At 68.1% G+C, this 26683-nt stretch carries 22 protein-coding genes and 1 riboswitch; of the genes, 10 read left to right on the top strand and 12 right to left on the bottom strand.

Going from position 1 to position 26683, the window contains the following annotated elements; all coding sequences use genetic code 11:
• Window positions 1-107: 107 nt before the first annotated feature.
• Window positions 108-2924: a methionine synthase gene (metH, locus tag ACSQ2F_RS19115; protein WP_436025724.1), complete on the bottom strand. Its 2817-nt coding sequence runs from the start codon at window positions 2922-2924 to the stop codon at window positions 108-110.
• 24 nt (window positions 2925-2948) lie between these two features.
• Window positions 2949-3021, bottom strand: a riboswitch (S-adenosyl-L-homocysteine riboswitch).
• A gap of 174 nt (window positions 3022-3195) precedes the next feature.
• Between metH and ACSQ2F_RS19120 the strand changes: the two genes are divergently transcribed.
• Window positions 3196-3849, top strand: coding sequence for an OmpA family protein (locus tag ACSQ2F_RS19120; protein ID WP_436025726.1), 654 nt, complete (start codon window positions 3196-3198; stop codon window positions 3847-3849).
• Here the strand turns inward: ACSQ2F_RS19120 and ACSQ2F_RS19125 are convergent.
• The 5 genes from ACSQ2F_RS19125 to ACSQ2F_RS19145 all read right to left on the bottom strand — a co-directional run bounded on the left by ACSQ2F_RS19125 (window position 3827) and on the right by ACSQ2F_RS19145 (window position 10891).
• Window positions 3827-4876, bottom strand: a complete 1050-nt coding sequence (locus ACSQ2F_RS19125) for a homocysteine S-methyltransferase family protein (protein ID WP_436025728.1) — start codon at window positions 4874-4876, stop codon at window positions 3827-3829. The two genes, ACSQ2F_RS19120 and ACSQ2F_RS19125, sit on opposite strands and share 23 nt — an antisense overlap.
• A gap of 59 nt (window positions 4877-4935) precedes the next feature.
• On the bottom strand, window positions 4936-7044 hold the full coding sequence (locus ACSQ2F_RS19130; RefSeq protein ID WP_436025730.1) for a putative bifunctional diguanylate cyclase/phosphodiesterase: 2109 nt from the start codon (window positions 7042-7044) through the stop codon (window positions 4936-4938).
• A gap of 57 nt (window positions 7045-7101) precedes the next feature.
• On the bottom strand, window positions 7102-9408 hold the full coding sequence (locus ACSQ2F_RS19135) for an ATP-binding protein (RefSeq protein ID WP_436025732.1): 2307 nt from the start codon (window positions 9406-9408) through the stop codon (window positions 7102-7104).
• Window positions 9409-9572: 164 nt separating this feature from the next.
• A complete protein-coding gene (locus ACSQ2F_RS19140; RefSeq protein WP_436025734.1) occupies window positions 9573-9848 on the bottom strand; it encodes a BTH_I0359 family protein in 276 nt (91 codons plus the stop codon).
• A gap of 74 nt (window positions 9849-9922) precedes the next feature.
• Window positions 9923-10891 (bottom strand): DUF3108 domain-containing protein, encoded by a 969-nt coding sequence (locus ACSQ2F_RS19145; RefSeq protein ID WP_436025736.1) that lies wholly within the window; start codon window positions 10889-10891, stop codon window positions 9923-9925.
• A gap of 45 nt (window positions 10892-10936) precedes the next feature.
• On the opposite strand from ACSQ2F_RS19145, the gene ACSQ2F_RS19150 reads away from it, so the two are divergent.
• The 9 genes from ACSQ2F_RS19150 to ACSQ2F_RS19190 all read left to right on the top strand — a co-directional run bounded on the left by ACSQ2F_RS19150 (window position 10937) and on the right by ACSQ2F_RS19190 (window position 20491).
• Window positions 10937-11944, top strand: a complete 1008-nt coding sequence (locus tag ACSQ2F_RS19150; protein ID WP_436025738.1) for a fumarylacetoacetate hydrolase family protein — start codon at window positions 10937-10939, stop codon at window positions 11942-11944.
• 76 nt (window positions 11945-12020) lie between these two features.
• Window positions 12021-12512, top strand: a complete 492-nt coding sequence (locus ACSQ2F_RS19155) for a retropepsin-like aspartic protease family protein (protein WP_436025740.1) — start codon at window positions 12021-12023, stop codon at window positions 12510-12512.
• Window positions 12509-13477, top strand: coding sequence for a TraB/GumN family protein (locus tag ACSQ2F_RS19160; RefSeq protein WP_436025742.1), 969 nt, complete (start codon window positions 12509-12511; stop codon window positions 13475-13477). The genes ACSQ2F_RS19155 and ACSQ2F_RS19160 overlap by 4 nt, the downstream gene beginning before the upstream one ends.
• Before the next feature lie 113 nt (window positions 13478-13590).
• A complete protein-coding gene (locus ACSQ2F_RS19165; protein ID WP_436025744.1) occupies window positions 13591-14220 on the top strand; it encodes a PhaM family polyhydroxyalkanoate granule multifunctional regulatory protein in 630 nt (209 codons plus the stop codon).
• Between the two features lie 3 nt (window positions 14221-14223).
• Window positions 14224-15447: an FIST signal transduction protein gene (locus tag ACSQ2F_RS19170; RefSeq protein ID WP_436025746.1), complete on the top strand. Its 1224-nt coding sequence runs from the start codon at window positions 14224-14226 to the stop codon at window positions 15445-15447.
• Complete coding sequence (locus ACSQ2F_RS19175) at window positions 15444-16949, top strand: FAD-linked oxidase C-terminal domain-containing protein (RefSeq protein ID WP_436025748.1); 1506 nt, start codon at window positions 15444-15446, stop codon at window positions 16947-16949. The genes ACSQ2F_RS19170 and ACSQ2F_RS19175 overlap by 4 nt, the downstream gene beginning before the upstream one ends.
• 29 nt (window positions 16950-16978) lie before the next feature.
• The gene (gene glcE, locus ACSQ2F_RS19180; RefSeq protein WP_436025750.1) at window positions 16979-18052 is read left to right on the top strand and encodes a glycolate oxidase subunit GlcE; all 1074 of its coding nucleotides are present in this window, start codon (window positions 16979-16981) and stop codon (window positions 18050-18052) included.
• A gap of 8 nt (window positions 18053-18060) precedes the next feature.
• Window positions 18061-19317: a glycolate oxidase subunit GlcF gene (gene glcF / locus ACSQ2F_RS19185; protein WP_436025752.1), complete on the top strand. Its 1257-nt coding sequence runs from the start codon at window positions 18061-18063 to the stop codon at window positions 19315-19317.
• 184 nt (window positions 19318-19501) lie between these two features.
• Window positions 19502-20491 (top strand): porin, encoded by a 990-nt coding sequence (locus ACSQ2F_RS19190; RefSeq protein WP_436025754.1) that lies wholly within the window; start codon window positions 19502-19504, stop codon window positions 20489-20491.
• 187 nt (window positions 20492-20678) lie between these two features.
• Here the strand turns inward: ACSQ2F_RS19190 and ACSQ2F_RS19195 are convergent, their stop codons facing one another.
• The 6 genes from ACSQ2F_RS19195 to ACSQ2F_RS19220 form a co-directional block, all read right to left on the bottom strand.
• Complete coding sequence (locus ACSQ2F_RS19195) at window positions 20679-22424, bottom strand: ABC transporter substrate-binding protein (RefSeq protein WP_436025756.1); 1746 nt, start codon at window positions 22422-22424, stop codon at window positions 20679-20681.
• 81 nt (window positions 22425-22505) lie between these two features.
• Window positions 22506-22814 carry a DUF2160 domain-containing protein gene (locus ACSQ2F_RS19200; protein WP_436025758.1) on the bottom strand — a complete coding sequence of 103 codons (309 nt, stop codon included), beginning with the start codon at window positions 22812-22814 and terminating at the stop codon, window positions 22506-22508.
• 12 nt (window positions 22815-22826) lie between these two features.
• Window positions 22827-23636, bottom strand: a complete 810-nt coding sequence (locus tag ACSQ2F_RS19205; protein ID WP_436025760.1) for a carbohydrate ABC transporter permease — start codon at window positions 23634-23636, stop codon at window positions 22827-22829.
• On the bottom strand, window positions 23629-24513 hold the full coding sequence (locus tag ACSQ2F_RS19210; protein WP_436025762.1) for a carbohydrate ABC transporter permease: 885 nt from the start codon (window positions 24511-24513) through the stop codon (window positions 23629-23631). The genes ACSQ2F_RS19205 and ACSQ2F_RS19210 overlap by 8 nt, the downstream gene beginning before the upstream one ends.
• On the bottom strand, window positions 24510-25589 hold the full coding sequence (locus tag ACSQ2F_RS19215; protein ID WP_436025764.1) for an ABC transporter ATP-binding protein: 1080 nt from the start codon (window positions 25587-25589) through the stop codon (window positions 24510-24512). Before ACSQ2F_RS19215 ends, ACSQ2F_RS19210 begins: the two co-directional genes overlap by 4 nt.
• Window position 25590: 1 nt before the next feature.
• Complete coding sequence (locus ACSQ2F_RS19220) at window positions 25591-26661, bottom strand: ABC transporter ATP-binding protein (RefSeq protein ID WP_436025766.1); 1071 nt, start codon at window positions 26659-26661, stop codon at window positions 25591-25593.
• Window positions 26662-26683 lie beyond the last annotated feature (22 nt).

The raw sequence follows: 26683 nt of genomic DNA on the forward strand, positions 1-26683 counted from the left end.
ACTTCTGGGCATTTCGCACGGAATCACACGCCGCTGCGCGCCAAGCGGGTCGACGTTTCTCGTCCGATGTGAGACGGAATGTTTCGGGTGTAAGTCGCTCGGGCGGATCAGCGAAGGGAAGCGAGTGCCCGTTCCACGCGATCAGCGGGCTGCCCGATGCGGGTGGCGAAATCCCGCAACTGGTCGTCGCCGAGCTTGCCGACGTTGAAGTACGCCGCATCCGGATGAGCCAGGTAGAAGCCGCTCACACTGGCCGCCGGCGTCATGGCGAGGCTTTCGGTCAGGCCCATGCCGATCTCGTCGCACGCCAGGACCCGGAACATCTCCCGCTTGACGCTGTGGTCGGGGCAGGCCGGATAGCCAGGGGCCGGCCGGATGCCACGGTACTTCTCGGCCACAAGGGCATCGGTGTCGAGCTGCTCGTCCGGCGCGTAGCCCCAGAACTCGGTGCGCACCCGCTGGTGCAGCCGCTCGGCGAAAGCCTCCGCCAGGCGATCGGCCAGCGACTTGAACATGATGCTGCTGTAGTCGTCGTTGGCGGCGATGAACTGCTGCTCCTTCTTCTCGGCCCCGATGCCCGCCGTCACGGCGAACAGCCCGACATAGTCGGCCCGGCCGGAGGACTTCGGTGCAACGAAGTCGGCCAGGCAGCGGTTCGGGCGCTTCACGCCGTCGACCACGGGTCGCACGCTCTGCATGCGCAGCCCATGCCAGGTCATCAGCACCTCGGAGCGACTCTCGTCGGTGTAGATCTCGATGTCGTCGTCATTGACGGTGTTGGCGGGGTACAGGCCCATCACGCCATTGGCGCTCAACCAGCGCCCGTCGATGATGCGCTTGAGCATGGCACGCGCATCCTCGAAGACGCGGGTGGCTGACTCGCCGACCACCGCATCGCTCAGGATCGCCGGATAGGGGCCCGCCAGGTCCCAGGTCTGGAAGAAGGGGCCCCAGTCGATGCACTGGGCCAGCTCGGCGAGGTCGTAGTTGCGGAACACCCGGCGGCCGGTGAAGCGCGGCGCCGACGGTGTGGTCGCCGACCAGTCGATGGGCGTCTTGTTGGCCCGCGCTTCGGCGAGCGACACCATTGGCGTGGCCTTCTTGTTCGCATGCTGCTCCCGCACGCGCTCGTAGTCGCTCGACAGCTCGGCCAGGAAGCCTTCGGCCTTCTCCTCGCTCAGCAGGTCGCTGCACACGCCAACGCTGCGGCTCGCGTCCGGCACGTACACCACCGGGCCGTCGTAGTGAGGGGAAATCTTGACCGCCGTGTGCACGCGGCTGGTGGTGGCCCCGCCGATCAGCAGCGGCGTGCGGCGCTCGCGGAAGTACGGGTCGCGCTGCATCTCGCCGGCCACGTACTGCATTTCCTCGAGGCTCGGCGTGATCAGGCCGCTCAGGCCGATGATGTCCGCGCCTTCCGCCTTGGCCCGGGCGAGGATGTCCTGGCAGGGCACCATCACGCCCATGTTGACGACCTCGAAGTTGTTGCACTGCAAGACGACGGTGACGATGTTCTTGCCGATGTCGTGCACGTCGCCCTTGACGGTGGCGATGACGATCTTGCCCTTGGCGCGCGCTTCGCCACCCGCGTCGATCAGCAGCCGCTTCTCTTCCTCGATGTACGGCAGGAGGTGGGCGACGGCCTGCTTCATCACACGCGCACTCTTGACCACCTGGGGCAGGAACATCTTGCCCTGGCCGAAGAGGTCGCCGACGACGTTCATGCCATCCATCAGCGGACCTTCGATCACGTGCAGCGGCCGCCCGCCCGTGGCGCGAATGGCCTGATACACCTCCTCGGTGTCCTCGACGATGTAGTCGTTGATGCCGTGGACCAGCGCGTGGCTGAGGCGCTCGGCGACCGGCTTGGCACGCCAGGCGAGCTTGGCGGTGTCGTCCTTGGCGGCGCCCTTGGCGCTCTCGGCGATCTCGATCAGGCGTTCGCTGGCGCTGATCTCCGGCTCTCCCGGCCGATAGTTCGGTCGACGGTTCAGCACGACGTCCTCGACCCGCTCGCGCAACACGGGGTCGAGGTCGTCGTACACCCCAACCATGCCGGCGTTCACGATGCCCATGTCCATGCCCGCCTGGATGGCGTGGTACAGGAACACGGTGTGGATCGCCTCGCGCATCGGGTCGTTGCCGCGGAAGCTGAAGCTGACGTTCGACACACCGCCGCTGACCTTGGCGCCGGGCAGGTTCTGCTTGATCCAGCGGGTGGCCTCGATGAAGTCCACCGCGTAGTTGTCGTGCTCTTCGATGCCGGTCGCGATGGCGAAGATGTTCGGGTCGAAGATGATGTCCTCGGGCGGGAAGCCGACCTCGTCGACGAGGATGCGGTAGGCCCGCTCACAGATCTCGGTCTTGCGGGCGTAGGTGTCGGCCTGTCCCTGTTCGTCGAAGGCCATCACCACCGCGGCGGCGCCGTAGCGCCGGATCAACCGCGCCTGGCGCCGGAACGGCTCCACCCCTTCCTTCATCGAGATGGAGTTGACGATGCCCTTGCCCTGGATGCACTTGAGGCCCGCCTCGATGACCTCCCACTTGGAGCTGTCGATCATGATCGGCACCCGCGAGATCTCGGGTTCGCTGGCGATCAGGTTGAGGAAGCGGACCATCGAGGCCTTGCTGTCCAGCATGGCCTCGTCCATGTTGACGTCGATGACCTGCGCACCGTTCTCGACCTGCTGGCGCGCCACGCTCAGGGCCTGCTCGAACTCGCCGTTCAGGATCATCCGCGCGAAGGCCTTGGACCCCGTCACGTTCGTGCGCTCGCCGATGTTGACGAACAGGGTGCCCGCGCCGATGACCACGGGCTCGAGGCCCGACAGCTTCATGGGGGGTGGCAGGTGGGTGGGGGCGGAAGGAGTCACGGCAGGCACAGGTGGGCACGAACCGCGGCGCTCGACCCGCGGCGCATGCATGGAAAGGCGAATGCAGCAGCCAATGGCGGGCGAGCGTGGTTTCGAGCTCCAAGCCTGGCCACCCGGCAGGCCGGGGGTCGCAACGCTCCTTGGACAGGCGATTTTAAGCGCGGCGGGCGTTTCTCGGGTGGCCGGGCACCTCGCCTCCCGGCATTCCGCCCCGGGACGCCCCGGTTACACGGATCGGGCAGGATGCGGTTCAATCACGAGGCCCACGCCGACGCTGCACGGCGCCTGGGCAATGTCCTCCTCTCACATGATCGGAAGCCCCATGCCCCATTCGCTGACCTGCCACCGCCTGCTTCTCGCCACTTGCCTCGGCACCCTGCTGCTCGCTGCCGGTTGCGGCTCCTCGCCCCGGGAAGTCCCGAAGGTGAGCGGTGCGGTGGAAGGGTCGGCGCCGGGGCCCGTCTACGGCAAGCCGGGCCCGGGCGGGTTCGTATGGTCACCGGCCATGCAGGCCGCACGTGATCAACTGGAAAGCGCACTGCGCGGCACGGACGTCACCATCGCCCGCAGCACGGACGACCGCCTGTGGATCACCTTGCCCGGCGACCTCAGCTTCGAGGCCAACCGGGCCGCGCTCAAGCCGGGCGCGCGCACGGCACTGGACCAGATCGTGGTCGCCCTGCGCCGGCAGACCCAGGTAGACGTGCGCATCGTGGGCCACACCGACAGCAAGGGCTCGGCCTCGGCCAACAACGCGCTGTCGCTGGACCGGGCGGCCAGCACCCGGGACTGGCTGGTGGCCCGCGGAATGTCACCGGTTCGCATCGCCATTGCCGGTCGAGGCGCCCAGGACCCGATCGCGAGCAACGACAGCGACAGCGGGCGCGCCCAGAACCGGCGCGTGGAGATCCTGGTCGGCGAGCGCAACGCCGCGCCCGCCGGCCGCGCCGGCGTCACGCCGCCAGCAGCTCGCTGAACAGGCCGCCGTGCACGCAGCGCGGCTGGTACTTGCCCACCCGGCGAGCGATCTCGGCGATGTGATCGGGCGTGGTGCCGCAGCAGCCGCCCGCGATGTTGAGGAAGCCCGCGCGAGCAAATTCCTCGACGAGCCCGCCGGTGATCTCCGGCGTCTCGTCGAAGCCCGTCTCGCTCATCGGATTGGGCAGGCCGGCGTTCGGGTAGCAGCTGATGAAGGTGTCGCCGGCGGCCCGGGCCAGTTCCTCGATGTAGGGACGCATCAAGGTCGCACCAAGCGCGCAGTTCAGCCCGATGGCCAGCGGCCGGGCGTGGCGCACGCTGTGCCAGAAGGCGGTGACGGTCTGTCCGGAGAGGATGCGGCCGGATGCATCGGTCACCGTGCCGGAGATGATGACGGGCAGGCGCTCGCCGGTGTTCTCCATCAGCTCATCGAGCGCGAAGATGGCCGCCTTGGCATTCAGCGTGTCGAAGATGGTTTCGACGAGGAACAGGTCGGCCCCCCCTTCGAGGAGTGCCTCGCCCTGTTCGTAGTAGGCCGCGCGCAGCTCGTCGAAGTGCACGTTGCGCGCCGCGGGGTCGTTCACGTCGGGGCTGATGCTCGCCGTTCGCGGCGTCGGGCCGAGCGCGCCCGCCACGAAGCGCGGACGGTCCGGGGTGCTGTACTTGTCGCAGGCCTCGCGGGCCAGACGGGCGGCGACCACGTTCATCTCGCGCGCCAGCGGCGCGAGGCCGTAGTCGTCCTGCGCGACGCTCGTCGCGCCGAAGGTGTTCGTCTCGATGAGGTCGGCCCCGGCCGCGAGGTACTGCTCGTGGATCTCCCGGATGACGTCGGGCCGCGTGAACTGCAGCAGCTCGTTGTTCCCCTTCAGATCCTTCGGGTGGTCGGCGAAGCGGGTGCCGCGGTAGTCGGCCTCGCCCAGCTTGTAGCGCTGGATCATCGTGCCCATCGCCCCGTCGAGGATGACGATGCGGTTTTTCATGATGCCCGGAAGGGCGGCAGCGCGGGTGAAGGAAGGGGTGTTCATGCCCCGATTGTAGAAAGCTCGCGCGAACGGGCCCTCGGCATGGGCATCCTCGCCGCCGATCAGCGCAGGGAATTGTCGAACAGCGAGGGCCGGAATTCCATGTCGCGCGGCCCTTCATGGCGCATCGCCCAGACGGTCAACGCCTCGGCGGGCATGGGCTTGGCGAAGAGGTAACCCTGCAGCTCGTCGCAACCCAGGCCGCGCAGGATGGCCTGCTGCCCTTCGGTCTCCACGCCTTCGGCCACCACCTTCATGCCCAGCGCCTGAGCGAGCTTGATCACGGCGTCGACGATCGCACGCGCATCCGCGCTCACTTCCAGGTCCATCACGAAGCTGCGATCGATCTTGAGCTCTTCGGCAGCCAGCTGGCGCAGGTAGCTCAAGCTGGAGTAGCCGGTCCCGAAATCATCGATCGACAGGTGGACCCCGGCGGCCGTCAGGCGCTCGATGATGCGCAGGGTCTTGCGCGTGTCCTCCATGGCGACGGTTTCGGTGATCTCGCAGGTGAGCTGGCCAGGTCGCACGTCGTGGCGAGCCAGCGCATCGAGGATGCGTTCGACGAGACCTTCCTGCCGCAACTGGTGGACCGACAGGTTCAAGGCCACTCGCATCAACAGTCCGCCATCGGCCCAGGCCCGGATCTGCCGGCACACCTCGTCGAGGGCCCAGTTGCCAAGCGGCTGGATGAGCCCGAATCGCTCGGCCAGGGGAACAAAGACGTCGGGCCCCACCATGCCGCGCTGCGGATGGCGCCAGCGCATCAGCGCTTCGACACCGGTGATCTGGCCGCTGGGCGCGTGGACCTTGGGTTGGTAGTACAGCATCAGGTCGCGGTCGGCCACGGCATGGCGCAGGTCCCTCAGCAGTTCCGCCTGGTCGCGTGCGCCCGCCACCATGCTCGGATCGAAGACGGACACGGCGCCGCCGCCTTGCCGCTTGGCCGCATGCATGGCTGCCGCGGCATGGGTGATGAGCCGCCCGTGGCTGCCATGGTCGGGGAAGACCGCAACGCCCACCGAGCACGACATGGCGAGCTCTCGCTCATCGAGCGTGAATCCTTCGGCCAGCAGCTGCAGCAGGCGGTGCCCGCGTTCACGGGCCTCGGCCGTTCCGGGGCTGCCGCGCAGCAGCACCAGGAATTCGTCACCTCCGGCACGGGCCACCTCCTCGCGCCCGCCGGCCCTCGCCCTCAGCCGCCGCCCCATCTCGCACAGCACCGCGTCGCCGGCGGCCTGGCCGAAGGACTCGTTGACGGTCTTCAAACCATCGATGTTGACGAGCAGCACCGCGAGGCGCTCCCCGTTGCGATCGGCATGCGCGGTGGCCCGGGACAGCCAGGTCTCGAACATGGCCCGATTGGCCAAGCCGGTCAGCGGATCCGTCCGGGCGGCGATCTCGGCCTCTTCCCGGGCCCGACGCAGGGCCAGCTTGAACCGCACTTCCAGCCAGGACGACAGCAGCAGCACGGAAAGGAGCGCCGGCACGCCGAGGGAGGCGAGCGCGAACAGCGTGTCGCCGCCGACCGTGGCGCCCCGGGGATCGGACCCGGCTTCCCAGGGCAGCGCCATGACCTGCATCAGCAGCCCGTTGCCCGCCAGCACGCCGTTGGCCAGCACCAGCGATGCGGCCGCCTGCCAGAGGCCGAACGGACCGCTCCGCCGATGCCGACTGCGCGAGAGCAGCGCCCAGGCTCCAGCCACCGCGCCGATCACGACAAGCCAGGCACCCCACCAGGGCGTCGGCAGCCAGACGGGCGCGGGAAACAGGTCCAGGCTCAGCATGCCCAGCACCGGCACCGCGCACAGCAACAAGCCCAGAAGCACAGCAGCGGCGAGGTCGGTTCCCCAACGCGGCTGGCGCGTGACCGCCAAGCGAATCGCGAGCGCAGCAACGGCCAGCGACACCACGACCAGCCCGAGCACGCTCTCCACGCGGTGGTACGGCCGCACCGGGATCTCGAAGTCGGCCAGGACGATGAAGTGGGCCCCGCACACGCTCGCCGCGAGGGCCACCGTCGCACCTGCCAGGCACCGGCGGGAGGTTCCGGAATCGGGCGACCGCACGCCGCGCGCCATCCCGAGCGTCACGTAGGCGCCGAACAACGCGAGAAGGAACGTGCCGAGCCACAAAACCGGCGACTGTCCCCAATCGATGTAGGCGTCGGACATCATTGCCCATGGATTGTCGTCATTGCCCCCGGAGCAGCTTGCAGCTGCCGCGACTCGTCACCGCATGAAGCCCATGCCCTTCTGGTGCCGTACTTCGGGCTTCACCCGGTGCTCGGCCTCCAGTTGCGAGAGGAACTCGTCCGGGGTGAACGCTTCGCCAAGCACCTCGACCTGCTGTCGTACCGCCGCGAAATCACCGGCGGTGAGGGCATCGAGCTGGCGCAGCCGGGCGGCCTGCTCGACCGTCAGCGACAGCGCTTCACCCGCCAGGGCTTCGGCGGCGAACATGCGCTCGCGCTGTTCGGCCGTCAGCGGAAGGAACCGGACCTTGAAGGTGAAGCGGCGCAGCGCCGCCTCGTCCAGGTCCTCGAAGAGGTTCGTCGTGCAGATGAAGACGCCGGCGAAGCGCTCCATGCCCTGCAGCATCTCGTTGACCTCCGTGACCTCGTGATTGCGCTCGGCGCGTCGTCGGCTGCGCAGGAAGCTGTCGGCCTCGTCCAGCAGCAGCACCGCCTGCTCGGCCTGCGCTTCCTCGAACATGCGCGCGAGGTTCTGCTCCGTCTCGCCGACGTATTTGCTGGAGAGGTCCGACGCCTGGCGCACGAGCAGCGGTCGCTGCAATTGCTGGGCAATGTGCTCGGCCAGCGCCGTCTTGCCCGTGCCCGGCGGGCCATGGAAGCACAGGGTGCCGTACTGCTTGCGAGCGAGGGCCTCGACGATCTTCGGCACCTCGAAGCGCGATGCGGTGTGCACCAGCGACAGGTCGTAGCGGGTGACGACGCGGCGGGCGCCCCGTTCGCCGCCCGCCGAGCCCAGCGCCTTGTCGGCATTGCCGAGCTGACGCTCGATCAGCGCCTCGATCGCCGCCGGTGCTGCAGCCTCGGCGGTGAGCTGGGCAAACTTCACGGCCGTCCGCACCTGGGCCGGCGTGAGTCCGCGCCGCTCTGCCAAACGGGCCGAGAAGGCGGGCGACACGGCCACGCCTTCGAGGGCGCGGGTTACGAGTGCCTCGCGGGCGCCTGGCGGCGGCGATTTGAGTTCCAGGTGATATTGGAAGCGCCGACGAAACGCGGGATCGATCTGCTCGATGCGGTTGGTGACCCAGATCACCGGAACCGGATTGGTCTCGAGGATCTGGTTGACCCAGGCCTTGCCGCTGACGCTGCCGGACGGCATGCCGTCGCCGGTGTCGAGCCGCGCCATGAACTGGGCGGCGTCGGTGGAGATGGGCGGAAAGACGTCTTCCACCTCGTCGAAGAGCAGAGCCACCGTGGCGCTGCCCTTCAGGAAGACCTGGCTGATCTGCAGGGAGCGGTAGCGGTCGCGTCCGCTCAGGCTGTTGCCATCCCGATCGGCGTACTCCACTTCGTAGAGCTCGAGCCCGGCCGCCTGCGCAGCCACCTTGGCCAGCTCGGTCTTGCCGGTGCCGGGCGGGCCATACAGGAGCACGTTCACGCCGGGCTCACGCCGGGCGACTGCATTGCGCAGCAGCGCGGTGAGGACCTGCTGGTCCTCACCGACGTAATGGAAGTCGGAGGGGGCGAGCTGGCTTCGGGCTGCCGGGCGGGTGAACACGGCCATCAGGTCCGACGGGCCTTCGTAGTGCCGCATCAGCACCGGCGGCAGCTGCTCGCTGACCTTCATCAGGTCGGCGAGGTCGGTAATGTTGTGCTCCGAGATGAGGTTCTCGACCATGCCGGTGCGCTCGAGCCGCGAACCGGCCCGCAACGCTTCGGCCACCTCCTGCTCGTTCACGCCCGCGACCACGGCAATCGCTGCATAGGCTTCCTGCGCATTGGAAACCTTGAACTCCACCAGGAGGCCCCGCAGGTCGCGCTGATAGCGCGCCAGCGTGCCGTACAACAGCAACGCACGCTCGGCCGGGTTGAGCTGCAGCAGACCGGCCAAGGCGTCGATGTTCTTCTCGACGAGCGTCGATTCCTTCTTCAGGCTGCGGTCCAGCCATTCGGCCGTGGTGCCGATGACGGCCAGCAGGTCCTTGGGCGCGTCCTTGATGTACTCGTCGATGTAGAAGAAGAGAGTGCCTTCTTCGTAGGGGCCGCCCCAGCCGCCATGGCGCTCCATGAAGACGGCGTCGCTCAGGGCCTCGTGCCCGCGCCAGTGGTCATTGCCGCGGCAGCGCGTGGTCAGGAATGCGCGCAGGCGCGCCAGCACGCTGGCGGGCCACACGAGGTGCTTGGCCGTCAGGGAGAGCAGGCTGTTCCAGTCCCGGCGCAGGTTGAAGCGCGCCGCATGCCGCACGGTCAGGGTGAGCACGAACTGCGAACACATGCGGTCGAGCACCGGCGCGTCACGCAGGCCGGGTGACAGCACCACGCGGGCATCGACGTGAGAGGTGGCCATGGTGCAGCTCCTGCGGCGGTACGGGCGTCGGGACCATCTTGGCGCACCACGCACCAAGGGGCAAGCCCCGGGACCACCGGGTTGCGCCTGCACCATAGCGCAAGGCGCGGCCGCACGGGGAGCGCTTGTCCGCGCGCCCGTGTGGCCATTTCAGGGCTGCGACGTCAGTGCAGCACCACCGGGTGCAACATCAGCGAGGTGTAACGTTCGATGTAGGCGTCCATTTCCTCCTCGGAGGGGGAGGTCTCGATCAGCGCGGTGACCTCGTCCTTGAAGGTCTCCGCCATGGCGCCTTCGATGAAGATTTCCTTGCGCGCAAACTTGTCGACGATCTCGAATCCACCGCGAGACAGGGCGTCGTCGCCCAGATCCGTGTCTTCCGATTGCGGCAGATCGAACTGAACGACCACGTAATTGTCCGAGTTGTAGACCATTTGCATCGTGAATCTCCTGGTGACACCTCGTACCTCGGGCCGGCGGCGGCGGTTTCAAGGCCATCTTGCCGGAATGTGCATCACGATGGATCGTGAACGCGGCGCACCAGTTCCAAAGTTTCGTTCTCCGGTGAACTGGTGAGGCGCGCGCGGACCGGCAGATGGTGCAGTGCGGGATCGAGCCACACCTCCACCCGCGTGTCCTGGGCCTTGCGCGGCTGGCGCAGCAGCTTGATGGCCGGCACCGAGCTGCCGCCAATCGAAACCGACTCGCTGCCCACGGACTGGAAGGTCCACATGTCCGCATCGCCCCGGGCGCCGGAGACGAACATGCTGACCCGCTTGCCCGGGGCGACCCGCTGCGGGTCGGCCGATGCGATGGCCGCGATCTGCACCATCCAGCTCAGTCGGTCCTGGCTGCCGGGCAGCAGGGGATATTCGTCGGGCGGGCCGGAATAGGTGATCTTGCCGGCGGCGCGCTGGAAATTCGCCGCCTTGGCCGCCTTGCCACGCCGTTCGTCCGTGAAGCGCGTCGGGGCGAGACCCGCCGTGTCGAAGCTGCCGCTGCTGTCCCAGGTCAGGACCTTGAAACCGGCCACCCGGCCTTCCAGGCGGGCGTGATAGCGGTCGCCCTGGTGCTCCCAGACCAGCTCCCCATTGCCGTTCCATGGTCCGCGGCTGAGCGCGTAGCGCAGGGTGGTGGGCGGTGGAATGCGCGTGCGGTAGACGGGCGAATCCGGAGGCGGGGGCAAGGACACCGGCAGTGCCGACGCTGCGCGGGCCGGCCGTGCCGCGAGCGGACGCGGCGCAGCGGCCGGTGTCACGTCCACCGCAGCGGCCGGTTCGGCCGCCACGGGCAGCGCAGGCTCTACGACGCGCACTGACACGGGCGCCCGGTTCAGTGGCGCAGCGCCAGCAGGCGCCGTCTCGGCATGCGAAAGGGTCGCTCCCGCCAGCGCGAGGTGCGCGAGTACGACGGGGACGACGAAGGGCAGCAGGACGGGCCACCGGCCGCGGGGAGGGGAAGGCGAAAAGTTCGGGGCGTGCATGCACCGACAATACGGGAAACCGAATGCCATGCCACGCCACTCACCATGAAACTCGCCAGTTACAAGGACGGATCCCGGGACGGGCAGCTTGTCGTCGTCTCGCGTGACCTCAGCACCGCGCACTATGCCAACGGCATTGCCACGCGCCTGCAGCAGGTGCTGGACGACTGGAACTTCCTTTCGCCGCAGCTCGAGGAACTGTCCGTCTCGCTGAACCACGGACGGGCCCGCCATGCCTTCGCCTTCGACCCGGCGCTGTGCATGGCGCCGCTGCCGAGGGCATTCCAGCGGCTGAGCGGTTCGGCGTACCCGAGCCATGTGGAGCGGCTGTGCCAAGCGGCGGGATCGCCAGCGCCCGAAGGCCTGCGCACCGAACCGCTGCTTGCGCAGGCATCCAGCGACACGATGCTCGGTCCCACGGATGCCGTCGTCGTGGCCAGCGAGAAGGCCGGCATCGACTTCGGCGCCGGCCTTGTCGTGGTCACGGGCGACGTGCCGATGGGCGCCGCGCCGGATCGGGCCATCGACGCGATCCGCCTCGTCATGCTTGTGAACGAGGTGAACCTGTGCCATGTCGCCGCGGCGGAGCAGGCCCGGGGCGCAGGACTACTGAGCGCCCGGCCCGCCGCCGCCTGCTCGCCCCTCGCGGTGACGCCCGATGAATTGGGTGACGCCTGGAAGGGCGGTCGCGTCCACCTGCCCCTGCAGGCCACCTGGAACGGCAAGCGCTTCGGCGTGTGCGACGCCGGCGCCGACATGAAGTTCCAGTTCGGCCGGCTGATTGCCCACGCCGCCCGGACTCGCCCGCTGCGCGCGGGCACGCTCGTGGGAGGCGGGGTGGTGAGCAGCAAGGACGGCAGCCGGGGCTTCGCCTGCATCGCCGAGAAGCGGGCGGTCGAAACCATCGAGCACGGCGAGCCGCGCACCGATTTCCTCCGCCACGGCGACACGGTTCGCATCGAGATGAAGGGCCTGGACGGACAGTCGGTCTTCGGCGCCATCGACCACACCATCACATCGCCGGCCGAGGCGGAGCGCGAGGCCGACGCCTGACGCGGCCGTCGCCGCGCGGCGTCGCCACGGCCCCGCGGCACACCGGCCGCGGCACTTCGGCGACACTGCGAACGAGATGTCCGAACTGCCCCACACCCTCAAGATCGCCACGGTCTGGCTGCTGCTGGGCCTCGGCGTCTTCCTGTCCTTCGAAGCCTGGGAAGCCCAGCGCGCTCGCACGCAGTTCCAGGCCGAGGGCAACCGCGTCGAGATCCGCCGCGGTTCCGACGGCCACTACCACTGGCCGGGCACCATCAACGGCCGCAATGTCGAGTTCCTCGTCGACACCGGCGCGACGGGCACCGCCATCTCGGCAGCGCTCGCCCGGGACCTCGGCCTCGTCGCCATCGGCCAGGTCCAATCGCGCACCGCAGCGGGCGTGGTCCAGGGCGACGTGGTGCGCGCGGACCTGACTCTGGAGGGGGGCGTCAGTGCGCAAGGCCTGCGCGTCGTCGCGCTGGCCGGGCTCGGAGACAGGCCGCTGCTTGGCATGGACGTGCTCGGTCGGCTGCGCTGGCAGCAGCACGAGGGGGTGTTGAGCTTCGATCTGGGAGGCGGGCAACCATGAGGCGGCTCTTCGGCCGCTGGCGCTGGCTTGCCACGCTGCCTTGGGCGCTGCTCGGCCCACCGGCCGTCGCCGACACGGCGCCGGCGGCCTGCCCACCGGTGGCGGCGGCCCCGTCCTCGGCAAGTCAGGCTCAGGCCGAACGCACGGCCCGCGACCGCGGCCTGCTGTGGCAGGTCACCCGCGACGGCCGCAGTTCGTGGCTGTACGGAACGATCCACATCGGCCGCTACGAGTGGACCGTCCCGGGACCGCAGGTGCGCGCAGCGCTCCAGGCCAGCGACCTGCTGGCGCTGGAACTCGATCCGCTCGACCCGCGGACGGCGCAGGCCCTGCGCAGCGGCATGGCGCCGAATCCACGCCACACCCTCGGCGATGAGCTGGCGCGACGGCTCGCCAACCAGATGCAGCTCGCCTGCCTGCCCGAAGCCCTGATGACACAGGTGGCGCCGGAAATGATCGCCATGACGCTCATGGCCACGATGGCGCAGCACGACGGCCTGGATGCGGCGCACGGCATCGACGTCGCGCTGGCGCGGCGGGCCCGGGCCGCCGGACTGCCGGTGGTCGGCCTCGAGAGCCCCGAGAAGCAACTCGCCCTGCTCATCAGCCCCACGCAGGCGCAGCAACGGGCGTCGCTCGACCGCATGCTCCTGGACCTGGAGGACGGCAAGGTTCGCCCGATGATGCTGCGCATCGCCCGCACCTGGGAGACCGGTGACGAACGGGCCCTCGTCGACTACGCCGACTGGTGCGACTGTGCCAACACGCCCGAGGAGCGTGCACAGCTGAAGGCGCTCCTCAACGACCGCAATCCCGGGCTGGCCGATGGCATCGACGCCCTGCATGCCGAAGGTCGCCGGGTGTTCGCAGCCGTCGGCAGCCTGCACCTGGTGGGGCCCGACGGTATACCGGCCCAACTGGCCCGCCGCGGCTACAGCGTCCGCCGGATCGAATTCGCACGTTGAAAGTCCGCGAACCGCGGGCGCCGCGGCAGGACGCACCCCGGGGCTCCCCTCGATTGCGGCCTCCATGGAATCGCATGCACAATGATCCGGCCCACCTCACTGCAGGAGCCATGATGGCCGACACCCCTTCCTTCACCAACATGGTCCCCGGGTTCGACTTCCTCCAGAACCTGGTCAAGAACGCCGGCACCGCGATGCCCGCCATGGGCCAATGGATCGCGCCGACCATCAACCCTGAGGAACTCGAGAAGCGCATCGGCGAACTCCGCACGGTGCAGTTCTGGCTCGAGCAGAACGCGCGCATGCTGGGCGCGACGATCCAGGCGCTTGAAGTGCAGCGCATGACCCTCTCGACCCTGAAGACCATGAACGTGCAGATGGGCGATCTGCGCGACTCCCTTCGTGCGCGACCACCCGTGCCGACCGAACCGCCGCCCGCGCCCGTCGCGGAGCCTGAGGCTGAAACCCTCCGAGAGCCGGCCGCCAAGTCCGCCAAGGGCGGTCCCGCTTCGGCCTCCGGCAGTGCCGCCGGAGACGCTGCGGCGTCGATGGTGGACCCGGTGCAATGGTGGGGCGCCCTGACGAAGCAGTTCACGCAGCTCGCGGCGAATGCCATGCAGGAACCGCAAGGCACCCCGGTCGGCGAACCGGCGCCCAAGTCGACGCGCCCGGCCGCGAAGTCCGCGCGCAAATCAACGTCCGCCAGCCCCGCACGAAAGCGCCCGACCGCGCCCAAGCGCTGAACGATGAGACCTTTCCTCCACGCGCACGCCACCCATCCGGACTGGCGCATCGCACTCGCCCTCGCGGCGGCCCAGATCGAAGCCCGTCGCGAGCACCCCGATTCATATCACGTTCGTGACGCCACGCTCGGCTGGGTCTACTTCAGCGACCACTACGCCGACCACGCGGTCGCGCTCTTGGCCGAACTGGGGCAGCGGTGGCCCGGAGTGTCGTGGGTGGGGGGCGTGGGGACCGGCGTCGCAGCGGATGCGGCGGAGTACATCGACGAGCCAGCGCTGGTGCTGATGCTGTCCGACCTGCCGCGTAACAGTTTCAAGGTCTTTTCGGGTGCGCGGCCACTGGGTCCGTTCGCCGCTGCGACGGCGCAGGTCCATGCCGACCCCGCCACACCCGACCTCGACGAGCTGGTCGGCGAAATGAGCGCCCGCACCACGAGCGGCTACCTGTTCGGCGGGCTGGTGTCGTCGCGCACGCGCGCCCTCCAGGTGGCCGATGCGGTGATCGAAGGCGGGCTGTCGGGCGTGGCGTTCACTCGGGACATCGCCCTGGTGTCGCGGGTCACGCAGGGGTGCCAGCCCATCGGTCCGGTCCGCCAGGTCACCGCGGCGCAACGCAACCTGGTGCTCACGCTGGATGGAGAGCCGGCCCTCGACGTGCTCATGAGCGACCTGGGCGTGTCGGACCGCGAACCGCGCGAGGCCCTGGATCGCCTGCGCCAGACCCTCGTCGGACTGAACGAGCCGCAGGAACAGGTCCTTGCCCACCGCGGACAGTTCGGGGTCGACACGCGCGTACGCCACCTGCTGGGCATCGACCCGAAGGAACGCGGCATTGCCGTGGCCGAGGAGGTTCAGGCCGGCATGCAACTCGCGTTCTGCCACCGCAACACCGAGGCAGCCCGGCGCGACCTCGTGCGCATCTGCAGCGAGATCCGCGAGGAGCTCGAGTCCGACCACCCCTCCCACGATACCGCCACCGCGCGATCGGCGCCCCGCTCCGACCCGCTCCCGCCTGCAGCGGGTGGCATCCGCGGCGCCATCTACGTCAGCTGCACGGGGCGCGGGGGGCCGCACTTCGGCGGCCCGTCGGCCGAGCTCGCCATCGTCCGCCACGCGCTGGGCGACGTGCCCCTGGTCGGCTTCTTTGCCGCCGGCGAGATCGCCCACCATCACCTCTACGGCTACACCGGCGTGCTCACGGTCTTCCGGGACGAGGTCCGCGCATGAGCGCCGGCCCCGCCGTCGCAGACACCGCAGGCAACCGCGCCCGGCTGGCGCGTCGGGGCGAGGTGCTCGATGCGCTGCGGCCGCTGCTGCCGGCACATGCCCTCCTCTGGCAGGCGGAAGACACCGTGCCTTATGAGTGCGATGGTCTCACCGCCTACCGACAGGTGCCCCTGCTCGTCGCCCTTCCCGAGACGGAAGCGCAACTGGCGGCGGTGCTGCGCACCTGTTACCGCCTGGGCGTGCCTGTGGTTGCACGGGGGGCGGGCACGGGCCTGAGCGGCGGCGCGATGCCGCATGCACTGGGCGTGTCGCTCAGCCTGGCCCGCTTCAACCGCATCCTTGCCGTCGACGCCCGCGCGCGCACGGCGACGGTCCAGTGCGGGGTGCGCAACCTCGCCATCAGCGAAGCCGCCGCGCCGCACGGCCTCTACTACGCACCCGACCCCAGCAGCCAGATCGCCTGCACCATCGGCGGCAACGTGGCCGAGAACTCCGGCGGCGTGCACTGCCTGAAGTACGGGCTCACCTTGCACAACGTGCTGAGGGTCCGGGGGTTCACCGCCGCAGGCGTTGCCGTCGAGTTCGGCTCGGAAGCGCTCGACAGCGCCGGCCTCGACCTGCTGTCCGTGGTGGTGGGCAGCGAAGGCATGCTGGCCGTCATCACCGAGGTGACGGTACGGCTGGTGCCGCGCCCGCAATTGGCGCGCTGCATCATGGCGAGCTTCGACAACCTGCGGCGGGCCGGCGATGCGGTGGCCAACATCATCGCGGCGGGCATCATTCCCGCCGGTCTCGAAATGATGGACCGGCCGATGATCGCCGCCGTCGAAGACTTCGTGCACGCCGGCTACGACCTGACGGCCGAGGCCATCCTGCTTTGCGAGAGCGATGGCACACCCGAAGAAGTGGCCGAGGAGATCGACCGCATGCTGGACGTCCTGGTCGCCGCCGGCGCCACGCGGGCCGAGGTCAGCCAGGACGAAGCGCAGCGACTGCGCTTCTGGAGCGGGCGCAAGAACGCCTTCCCGGCCAGCGGGCGCATCAGTCCGGACTACATGTGCATGGACTCCACCATCCCCCGCCACCGCCTGGCCGACATGCTGGAGGCCATCGCGGCCATGGAAACCCGCTACGGCCTGCGCTGCGCGAACGTCTTCCACGCGGGCGACGGCAACCTGCACCCCCTGATCCTCTATGACGCCAATGACCCGGACCAGCTGGACCGATGCGAACGCTTCGGCGCCGACATCCTCGAGACCAGCGTCCGCATGGGCGGCACGGTGACGGGCGAGCATGGCGTGGGTGTCGAGAAGCTGTCGTCGATGTGCGTGCAGTTCTCACCCGCCGAGCTCGACCGCATGCGGGAACTGAAGTCGGCCTTCGACCCGGCCGGCATCCTCAACCCCGGCAAGGTGCTGCCCTCGCTGGTGCGATGCGCCGAGAACGGGAAGATGCATGTGCGTCGGGGCCTGCTCGCCTTTGCCGAGATCCCGCGCTTCTGAGCGCTTCGTTCACCCCACCCGCTGAGTCCATGCAGCCCGAACTCGCTTCCATCGTCGACCAGGTCCGCGCTGCCCACGCCGCCGGCGAGCCCGTCGAGGTCCGGGGCGGGGCGACCAAGCGATTCCTCGGAGAGGCACCACGCGGCCGTCCGCTGGACACGCGCCGGCTCACCGGCATCACGAGTTACCAACCCACCGAGCTCGTCGTCACGGCGCTGTGCGGTACGCCGCTCGCCGAACTCGAGGCGGCCCTGGCGGAGCGGGGCCAGGCGCTGGCCTTCGAGCCGCCGCACTTTGCCGCGGGCGGCACGGTGGGCGGCATGGTGGCGAGCGGACTCTCCGGGCCGGCGCGAGCGGCGGTCGGCTCGGTCCGCGATCACCTTCTCGGCGCTTCGCTGCTCGACGGCCGGGGTGAGCTCCTGCAGTTCGGCGGCCAGGTGATCAAGAACGTCGCCGGCTACGACGTGTCTCGCCTGCTGGCAGGGTCGTTCGGCACGCTGGGCCTGCTCGTCGACGTCTCGCTCAAGGTGCTGCCGGCGGCGCCGGCCACCGCCACGCTTCGCTTTGCATGCGCCGAACACGAGGCGCTCGAACGACTGCACCGCTGGAACGGCCTGCCGCTGCCCGTCAACGCCAGCGCCTGGGTCGACGACGTGCTCTGGCTGCGGTTGCGCGGCGCTGCGGCTGCCGTGCGGGCCGCCGTGCAGGGCTTGCGCAACGAGGGCGGCGAGGCGGTGTCCGATGACATCGGCGCTTCGCTGTGGACCGGGCTGCGCGACCAGGGGCACCCCTTCTTCAGCGGCGAGGCGCCGCTGTGGCGCCTGTCGCTGCCGCAGACGGCGCCGGTCGTGGCGCTGCCGGGCGAGCAACTCATCGAATGGCATGGCGGACAGCGGTGGTGGCGCACCTCGGCGGCCGCGACCACCGTGCGGGCCACCGCGGCCTCGCTGGGCGGGCATGCCACGCTCTTTCGGGCTGCGGACAAGGCCGGCGGCGTCCATGCGGCCCTGTCGCCTCCCCTGGCCGCGATCCACCGGGCGCTCAAGCAGTCCTTCGATCCGGCCGGCATCTTCAATCCGGGCCGGATGTACCCTGATCTCTGAGCACCTCAATGCAGATTGACCTCTCCTCCGAGTTCGACGGCACCCGGCAGGGCGCGGAAGCCGAAGCCATCGTGCGCAAGTGCGTGCACTGCGGCTTCTGCACGGCCACCTGCCCCACCTACCAGGTGCTCGGCGATGAGCTCGACGGACCGCGCGGTCGCATCTACCTGATGAAGCAGATGCTGGAAGGCGCTCCCGTCACGGCCAGCACCCAACTGCACCTCGATCGCTGCCTCACCTGTCGCAACTGCGAGACGACCTGCCCCTCCGGCGTGCAGTACGGACGATTGGTCGAGATCGGCCGCGAGGTCGTGGAACGCAAGGTGCGCCGGCCATGGAGCGAGCGTCTGCTGCGCTGGCTTCTGAAGGAGGGCCTCACCTCGCCCGCATTCGGGCCGGCCATGCGGCTCGGCCAACGGGTGCGCCCCTGGCTTCCGGCGGCGCTCAGGACGAAGGTGCCACCCGCCGCACCGAAGTCGGCCCACCGCTGGCCGACCGCCACGCACCCCCGTCGCATGCTGCTGCTGCAGGGCTGTGTGCAGCCGGCCATGATGCCCAACATCAACAGCGCCACCGCCCGTGTCCTGGACGCCGCGGGCATCCAGACGGTGGTGGCCCCCGAGGCCGGCTGCTGCGGCGCCATCCGCACCCACCTCGGCGACGTGCCGGGCGGGCTCGACGACATGCGCCGCAATGTCGACGCGTGGTGGCCCCTGCTGGATGAGGTCGAGGCGATCGTGATGAACGCCTCGGGCTGCGGCGTGACGGTCAAGGAATACGGCCATGCCCTGGCGCACGACCCGGACTATGCCGACAAGGCGCAAGCCATCAGCGACAAGACGCGCGACCTGAGTGAATTGCTGCCTGAGCTGGCGCCGGCACTCAAAGGGGCGTTGCAGGGTATCCCGCAAGGCCCGGTGGTATTCCATCCACCCTGCACGCTGCAACATGGACAACAGTTGAGAGGCGGCGTCGAAACCCATCTGCGAGATATGGGTTTCCAGGTGGTGCTAGCGGGCGCCGAATCTCATCTTTGTTGTGGGTCGGCCGGGACATACTCGGTTTTGCAGCCGGAGATGGCGCTGAATTTGCGCGAGCGCAAGCTCGGGTATCTCCTCGGCACCGGCGCGGGAATGGTCATCTCGGCCAACGTCGGGTGCATCAGCCACCTGCAGGGAGGTACCGATGTCCCTGTACGGCACTGGGTCGAATTACTCGATGCCCACCTGCCCTCGGGTTTCCCCTCTTTGCATGTGAACAATTGATGACGTCAACCCCACTGTCGCATGTCGCCAACGCCGAGTGACGATATCGCAACAAGGGACTTAAATTTCCGGCGGCACTGGGTTCCAATGCACTCTGTCGTGATGTGAGGCACCTCTTGCAACACGCCCTCCGGCCCATCGATCATGGCGCCGACTGACCTCAAATAAAGCTGGAATGCACACCATGAAGAAATCTCTGCTCGCCCTCGCAGCGCTCGCCGCCGTCAGCGGCTCCGCATTCGCTCAATCGTCCGTCACGATCTATGGTCGCGTCGACCAGGGTTTCGCCCAAGAAGCCGACGCCGTCAAGAACCGCCAGATCCGCGCTGGCTCGGCCAACCGCCTGGGCTTCCGTGGTGTTGAGGACCTCGGTGGCGGCCTGAAGGCCTTCTTCCAGTTCGAGCACCGCTTCGACGCAGGTGAAGGCACCGCCAACGCCGTGTTCTGGGACGGCAAGTCGTTCGTCGGCGTTCGCACGACCTTCGGTGACTTCTACCTGGGCCGTGAAGACAACCCGGCATACGCCATCAGCCAAGCCGCTGGTGACCCGTTCGGCACCGACACCGTCGCTGCCAACACGACGATCCTGAACGGCCGCATCGGCACGAACCGCTATGCCAACTCGGTGAACTACCGTGGCACGTTCTCGGGCGTGACCCTGGGCGCCCAGATCGCCGAAGCTGACGGCTCCAAGCCGCAGTCGGCTGGCGAAGACCGTCCGTGGAGCGTTGCTGCTGCCTGGACCGGCGGCCCCTTCACCGTGGGTGTCGGCCATGAGAACCCGGCCAACGCCGACGCTCAGTGGACCACCGTCAACGCCGCCTGGGACTTCAAGGTCGTCAAGCTGATCGGCCTGTACGGCTTCGGCGACACCGGCACGCAAGCCGGCCTGACCACCTCGGGTGGCAACGACGAGCGCACCGCTTACATCCTGGGCCTGACGGCTCCCATCGGCAACGGCGAACTGAAGGCAAGCTACGGCGTGCTGGAGAACGAAGCTGCTGTGGGCGGCACCAAGACCAAGCTGGACAAGCAAATCGGCATCGGCTACCACTACGCCCTGTCGAAGCGCACCACCGTGTACGCCGACTTCATCAACGAGAAGCGTGACGGCATCGACGCCAGCGGCCGTGAGAAGAACGGTTTCGACCTGGGCCTGAAGCACAACTTCTAAGCCCTTGTCGACAGGCCGCTCCGGTGGCCTGACGCCAAAGACAACGCACGGTCCGGGGCAACCCGGTCCGTGCGTTTTTTTGTGGCTGCGGCGCAGCGCCGCGGCGCAAAAGGAAAAGGCCCGGTCACCCGGGCCTTTCTGCTGTTCACTGAACCCGGCCCTAACCGGCACCGGGTGGGCGACCGGATCAGCGCACTCGACCTTCCTTCCAGGCGCCCAGCAGCTTCTCGTAGTCGATGGTTTCACCCTTCGGCTTCTCGTTGGCCAGCTTCTTCCACGGCGCGCCCTTGTCGCTGAGGTACTTGTTCGGGTCGCCCTTCGGGTTAAGCTTGGGGGCGCACTGCGCCATGCCGGCACGTTGGAGCCGCGACATGACCTGGTCCATTTCCTCGGCCAGGTTGTCCATCGCCGCCTGCGGGGTCTTCTCGCCCGTCACCGCCACCGCCACGTTCTTCCACCACAGCTGCGCCAGCTTCGGATAGTCGGGGACGTTGTTGCCGGTCGGGGTCCAGGCCACCCGGGCGGGGCTGCGGTAGAACTCGATCAGGCCGCCGTACTTGGGCGCATTCTTGGTGAAGTACTCGTGCCGAATGTCGCTGTCGCGGATGAAGGTGAGGCCCACCACCGACTTCTTCGCAGAAACGGTCTTGCTGGTGACGAACTGGGCGTACAGCCAGGCCGCCGCGGTGCGGTTGGCATCATGGTCCTTGAAGAAGGTCCAGGAGCCCACGTCCTGGTAGCCGTTCTGCATGCCTTGCTTCCAGTACGGGCCGTTGGGCCCGGGCGCCATGCGCCACTTCGGCGTGCCGTCGGCATTCACCACCGGCAGGCCCGGCTTGACCATGTCGGCCGTGAAGGCCGTGTACCAGAAGATCTGCTGGGCGATCTGGCCCTGCGCGGGCACCGGACCCGACTCGCCGAAGGTCATGCCCGTGGCTTCCTTGGGCGCGTACTTCTTCATCCAGTCGACGTACTTCGTCAGGGCATAGACCGCTGCGGGCGAGTTGGTGGCGCCGCCGCGCGAGACTGAAGCGCCCACAGGGGTGCACTTGTCGTCGGCCACGCGAATGCCCCATTCGTCCACCGGCAGACCGTTCGGAATGCCGACGTCCGCCGTACCGGCCATGGACAGCCATGCGTCGGTGAAGCGCCAGCCGAGCGACGGGTCCTTCTTGCCGTAGTCCATGTGGCCGTAGATGGGCTTGCCGTCGATGGTCTTGACGTCGTTGGTGAAGAACTCGGCGATGTCCTCGTACGCGCTCCAGTTGAGCGGCACGCCGAGCTCGTAGCCATACTTGGCCTTGAACTTGTCCTTCAGGTCCTTGCGGGCAAAGAGGTCGGCGCGGAACCAGTAGAGGTTGGCGAACTGCTGGTCGGGCAGCTGGTACATCTTCCCGTCCGGCGCGGTGGTGAAGCTGCGACCGATGAAGTCCGGAATGTCGATGCCGGGGTTGGTGAACTCCTTGCCGGCGCCGTTCATGTAGTCCGTGAGGGACATGACCTTGCCGTAGCGGTAGTGCGTGCCGATCAGGTCGGAGTCGGAGATCCAGCCGTCGTAGATGCTGCGGCCCGACTGCATCGAGGTCTGCAGCTTCTCGACGACGTCGCCTTCCTGGATGAGGTCATGCTTGACCTTGATGCCGGTGATCTCCTCGAACGCCCGGGCCAGCGTCTTCGACTCGTATTCGTGCGTGGTGATGGTTTCCGACACCACGGAAATCTCCTTGACCCCCTTGGCCTGGAGCTTCTTGGCGGCGTCGATGAACCACTTCATCTCCGCGGCCTGCTTGTCCTTGGACAGACTCGACGGCTGGAACTCGCTGTCGATCCACTTCTTGGCCTCGGCCTCGCCCGCCCAGGCGCCCTGGCCCAGGGCCAGCGCGGCCGCCGTGATGGCGGCGGCGCGCGCCACCGCGTTCATGCGCAGTTTCATGTTCATCTCTCCTCAGGGACTTCCCATGGATCGCACGGGCGCGCGGTGGGGAAGGATCACCGGGCGCCTTTTCCAGATTGCCTAACCCTTGCGCATCACGAGGGCCAGCACGGCCATCGAGACGACGAAGCTGATCCACACCGACGGCTCTTGCTCGAGGCTGAACCACGTGACCATCCGCTCGCTGAAGCCCACGAAGATGAGGTTCACATAGGCGGCCAGCAGCAGGCCGACGAACAGGCGATCACCGCGGGTGGTCGCCATGGGAAGCCAGCCCCGTCGCAGCGTGGTCGGCGAGCGCACTTCCCAGATCGTCATGCCGACGAGCATCAAGACGATGCAGCCGAAGAACACTGCCACCGGCAGCGTCCAGGCCATCCAATTCAACATGGCAGGTACTCCTCAGACGCGGCCCATCGCGAAACCCTTCGCGATGTAGTGCCGCACGAACCAGATGACGATGGCGCCCGGGACGATGGTCAGGACGCCGGCCGCGGCCAGCACGCCCCAGTCCATGCCGGAGGCGGACACGGTGCGGGTCATGGTGGCCACGATGGGCTTGGCGTTCACGCTCGTGAGCGTGCGGGCCATCAGCAGTTCGACCCAGCTGAACATGAAGCAGAAGAACGCGGCCACACCGACGCCCGCCTTGATGAGGGGCAGGTAGATGGTGAGGAAGAAGCGTGGGAACGAGTAGCCGTCGATGTACGCCGTCTCGTCGATCTCGCGCGGCACGCCGCTCATGAATCCCTCGAGGATCCAAACGGCCAGCGGCACGTTGAACAGCAGGTGGGCCAGGGCGACCGCGATGTGCGTGTCCATCAGGCCGAGCGTGGTGTACAGCTGGAAGAAGGGAAGCAGGAACACCGCGGGCGGCGTCATGCGGTTCGTCAGCAGCCAGAAGAACACGTGCTTGTCGCCCAGGAAGCTGTAGCGGGAGAACGCATAGGCCGCCGGCAGCGCCACGCAGAGCGAGATGACCGTGTTGATCGCCACGTAGATCAGCGAGTTGATGTAGCCGGAGTACCAGGACTCGTCCGTGAAGATCGTCCGGTAGTGCTCGAGCGTGAACTCGTTGGGCCAGAGGCTGAAGGTGGAGAGGATCTCCTCGTTCGTCTTGAACGACATGTTGACCATCCAGTACACCGGCAGGATGGCGAACAGCAGGTAGAGCGCGAGGAAGAACACGCGCTTGCGGAAGCGCTTATCCATGCTGCACCTCCGCGTCGGACTGGGTTCCCACCCGCTGCATCCAGTTGTAGAGGATGAAGCACAGCAACAGGATGATGAGGAAATAGATCAGCGAGAAGGCTGCCGCCGGCCCGAGGTCGAACTGGCCCACCGCTTTCTGCGTGAGGTACTGCGACAGGAAAGTGGTCGCATTGCCGGGCCCGCCGCCGGTCAGCACGAACGGTTCGGTGTAGATCATGAAGCTGTCCATGAACCGGAGCAGCACGGCGATCATCAGCACGCCGCGCAACTTCGGAAGTTGAATGAAGCGAAAGACCGCGAACTTGCTCGCACCGTCAATGCGGGCCGCCTGGTAGTAGGCGTCCGGAATGGCGCGGAGCCCGGCGAAGCACAGCAGTGCCACCAGCGGCGTCCAGTGCCACACGTCCATCACCAGCACGGTGAGCCAGGCATCCGTCGCGTTGCCGGTGTAGCTGTAGTCGACCCCGAGCCAGGCGAGTGCTGCGCCCATGAGGCCGATGTCCGTGCGGCCGTAGATCTGCCAGATGGTGCCCACCACGTTCCAGGGAATGAGCAACGAGATGGCCACCAGCACCAGCACCGCGGAAGACCGCCAGCCTGCGGCCGGCATCGAGAGCGCGAGCGCGATGCCGAGCGGAATCTCCACCGCCAGGACGGCAAACGAGAAGCCGATCTGACGGAGCAGCGCGCCGTGCAACTCCTCGTCGCGCATCACCAGCTTGAACCACTCGGTGCCGACGAACACCCGGCGCTCCGGCGAGATGATGTCCTGCACGGAGTAGTTCACCACCGTCATCAGCGGCAGCACGGCGGAGAACGCCACGCACAACACGACCGGCAGGATCAACAGCCAGGCCTTCTGGTTGACCGGCTTCATGCGATCAGCTCCTCTTTGGCGTTGTAGAAACAGGTGTGCGGGCCCAGCACCGAGAACCAGGCCGTTTCACCGACCTTGGGCGGCTGCACGTCCGGGCGCAGGCGTGCGCGCAACACGGTGTCGGCGCAGCGCGCGGTGACGAGCCAATACGTCCCGACGTCCTGCACCAGCGTGACCTCCGCTGGCAGCGCGTGGGGGTCGTTGGGTTGGGCGAGGGCGACGTACTCGGGGCGAACGCCAAGCTTGAACTCGCCGACGGAGGCCAGCGCTTGGGGCACGCTGCCTTGCAGCGGCCGGCCGGCGACTTCCAGTCCGCCTTGCCAGCGCGCCGGCAGGAAGTTCATCCCAGGTGAACCGATGAAGTGACCGACGAAGGTGTGGGCCGGCCGCTCGAAGAGCGCGTCCGCCGCACCGATCTGCACGGCCCGGCCGCGGGTCATGACGACGACTTCGTCGGCGAAGGTCAGCGCCTCGACCTGGTCGTGGGTCACGTACACCAGCGTCAGCTTGAGCTCGTGGTGGATCTGCTTGAGCTTGCGCCGCAGTTGCCATTTCAGGTGCGGATCGATCACCGTGAGCGGTTCATCGAACAACACAGCCGAGACGTCGTCACGCACCAGGCCACGGCCAAGGGAGATCTTCTGCTTGGCATCGGCCGCCAGGCCTGCGGCCCGGATGTCGAGCTGCCCGCTCATCTCGAGCATCTCGGCGATCTGTCCCACCCGCTGGCGAATGCGGTCCGGGGCCACCCCCCGATTGCGCAGAGGGAAAGCCAGGTTCTCTGCGACCGTCATCGTGTCGTAGATGACCGGGAACTGGAACACCTGAGCGATGTTGCGTTGCTGCGGCGTCTTGCGCGTCACGTCGACGCCATCGAAGGCGACGCCACCCTGCGAGGGCGACACCAGGCCCGAGATGATGTTCAGCAGCGTGGTCTTGCCGCAGCCAGACGGACCCAGCAACGCGTAGGCGCCGCCATCTCGGAAGCTCATCTTCAGCGGCAGCAGGGCGTAGTCCTCGTCCCGCTGCGGGTTGGGGCGATAGGCATGCGCCAGGTCGAGATCGATGCGGGCCATGTCAGGCGCTCCTCGCTTCGGGGGCGCGGGCGAGTGCGCCGGCCGGATCGAACACATAGACCTGGCCGGGACTGACGTGCAGCGTCACGGCTTCGCCGAGCCCGAACCGGTGCACGCCCGTCAACTGCGCCACCAGTTCGCCCTCGGCCGTGTCCACGTGCACGAAGGTGTCGGAGCCCGAGATCTCGGCCAGCTCCACCTTGCCCCGCAAGGCCATGTCGCCGGGTCGCGGGTCCACGCGAAGGGCGCTCGCCCGCAGTCCGATGGTCACCGAGGACGGCTGGGCCACCACGCCCGGTGCCGGGAGCACCGCTCCGGACGGCAAGGTCAGGCCCTGGGCGTCGGCACGCGCGGCGATGAGGTTCATCGGCGGGTCGCTGAAGGCACGTGCCACGCGGATGGACTTCGGCCGATGGAACACCTCCGCGGTCGGCCCGTACTGCAGGAGCTCGCCCGCGTCGAGCACGGCGGTGTAGCCGCCGAGCAGCAGCGCCTCGGTGGGCTCCGTCGTGGCGTAGACGACGGTGGAGTCGCCCGCCGCAAAGAGCTGCGTGAGTTCGTCGCGCAGTCCCTCGCGCAGCTTGTAGTCGAGGTTGACGAGCGGCTCGTCGAGCAGCATCAGGGGCGCGTTCTTGGCCAGCGCGCGGGCCAGGGCCACGCGCTGTTGTTGCCCCCCGGAAAGCTCGGCCGGCAGCCGCTGCAGGAAGGGTTCGATGTGCAGACGGGCGGCAAGGCTCCGGACGCGGCCGTCGATGCCCTCCTCGCCACGCAGCTTCAACGGGGAGGCGATGTTGTCGAACACCGTCATCGAGGGGTAGTTGATGAACTGCTGGTAGACCATCGCCACGTTGCGCTGCCGAACCGGGACGCCGGTGACATCGGCGCCGTCCACGCGCACGGTGCCCTCGCTCGGCTTGTCGAGCCCGGCCATCAGGCGCATGAGGGTCGTCTTGCCCGATTGGGTAGCGCCCAGCAGCACCGTGACGGCGCCGGGTACGAGGGTCAGGTCCAGCGGGTACAGGTAGGGCGTGGGCCCGACCTGCTTGCTGAGCTTCTCCAGGGTCAGTTGCATCTTGGACTTCGAAGGAAAGAAA

The sequence above is a fragment of the Rhizobacter sp. LjRoot28 genome, from assembly GCF_964253025.1.
GTDB lineage: Bacteria > Pseudomonadota > Gammaproteobacteria > Burkholderiales > Burkholderiaceae_C > Rhizobacter.

What these genes read in the sequence shown, in the direction of transcription:
- metH (WP_436025724.1), bottom strand. Translation starts at nt 2,924, where the DNA reads ATGCATGCGCCGCGGGTCGAGCGCCGCGGTTCGTGCCCACCTGTGCCT.
- ACSQ2F_RS19120 (WP_436025726.1), top strand. Translation starts at nt 3,196, where the DNA reads ATGCCCCATTCGCTGACCTGCCACCGCCTGCTTCTCGCCACTTGCCTC.
- ACSQ2F_RS19125 (WP_436025728.1), bottom strand. Translation starts at nt 4,876, where the DNA reads ATGAACACCCCTTCCTTCACCCGCGCTGCCGCCCTTCCGGGCATCATG.
- ACSQ2F_RS19130 (WP_436025730.1), bottom strand. Translation starts at nt 7,044, where the DNA reads ATGTCCGACGCCTACATCGATTGGGGACAGTCGCCGGTTTTGTGGCTC.
- ACSQ2F_RS19135 (WP_436025732.1), bottom strand. Translation starts at nt 9,408, where the DNA reads ATGGCCACCTCTCACGTCGATGCCCGCGTGGTGCTGTCACCCGGCCTG.
- ACSQ2F_RS19140 (WP_436025734.1), bottom strand. Translation starts at nt 9,848, where the DNA reads ATGCAAATGGTCTACAACTCGGACAATTACGTGGTCGTTCAGTTCGAT.
- ACSQ2F_RS19145 (WP_436025736.1), bottom strand. Translation starts at nt 10,891, where the DNA reads ATGCACGCCCCGAACTTTTCGCCTTCCCCTCCCCGCGGCCGGTGGCCC.
- ACSQ2F_RS19150 (WP_436025738.1), top strand. Translation starts at nt 10,937, where the DNA reads ATGAAACTCGCCAGTTACAAGGACGGATCCCGGGACGGGCAGCTTGTC.
- ACSQ2F_RS19155 (WP_436025740.1), top strand. Translation starts at nt 12,021, where the DNA reads ATGTCCGAACTGCCCCACACCCTCAAGATCGCCACGGTCTGGCTGCTG.
- ACSQ2F_RS19160 (WP_436025742.1), top strand. Translation starts at nt 12,509, where the DNA reads ATGAGGCGGCTCTTCGGCCGCTGGCGCTGGCTTGCCACGCTGCCTTGG.
- ACSQ2F_RS19165 (WP_436025744.1), top strand. Translation starts at nt 13,591, where the DNA reads ATGGCCGACACCCCTTCCTTCACCAACATGGTCCCCGGGTTCGACTTC.
- ACSQ2F_RS19170 (WP_436025746.1), top strand. Translation starts at nt 14,224, where the DNA reads ATGAGACCTTTCCTCCACGCGCACGCCACCCATCCGGACTGGCGCATC.
- ACSQ2F_RS19175 (WP_436025748.1), top strand. Translation starts at nt 15,444, where the DNA reads ATGAGCGCCGGCCCCGCCGTCGCAGACACCGCAGGCAACCGCGCCCGG.
- glcE (WP_436025750.1), top strand. Translation starts at nt 16,979, where the DNA reads ATGCAGCCCGAACTCGCTTCCATCGTCGACCAGGTCCGCGCTGCCCAC.
- glcF (WP_436025752.1), top strand. Translation starts at nt 18,061, where the DNA reads ATGCAGATTGACCTCTCCTCCGAGTTCGACGGCACCCGGCAGGGCGCG.
- ACSQ2F_RS19190 (WP_436025754.1), top strand. Translation starts at nt 19,502, where the DNA reads ATGAAGAAATCTCTGCTCGCCCTCGCAGCGCTCGCCGCCGTCAGCGGC.
- ACSQ2F_RS19195 (WP_436025756.1), bottom strand. Translation starts at nt 22,424, where the DNA reads ATGAAACTGCGCATGAACGCGGTGGCGCGCGCCGCCGCCATCACGGCG.
- ACSQ2F_RS19200 (WP_436025758.1), bottom strand. Translation starts at nt 22,814, where the DNA reads ATGTTGAATTGGATGGCCTGGACGCTGCCGGTGGCAGTGTTCTTCGGC.
- ACSQ2F_RS19205 (WP_436025760.1), bottom strand. Translation starts at nt 23,636, where the DNA reads ATGGATAAGCGCTTCCGCAAGCGCGTGTTCTTCCTCGCGCTCTACCTG.
- ACSQ2F_RS19210 (WP_436025762.1), bottom strand. Translation starts at nt 24,513, where the DNA reads ATGAAGCCGGTCAACCAGAAGGCCTGGCTGTTGATCCTGCCGGTCGTG.
- ACSQ2F_RS19215 (WP_436025764.1), bottom strand. Translation starts at nt 25,589, where the DNA reads ATGGCCCGCATCGATCTCGACCTGGCGCATGCCTATCGCCCCAACCCG.
- ACSQ2F_RS19220 (WP_436025766.1), bottom strand. Translation starts at nt 26,661, where the DNA reads ATGCAACTGACCCTGGAGAAGCTCAGCAAGCAGGTCGGGCCCACGCCC.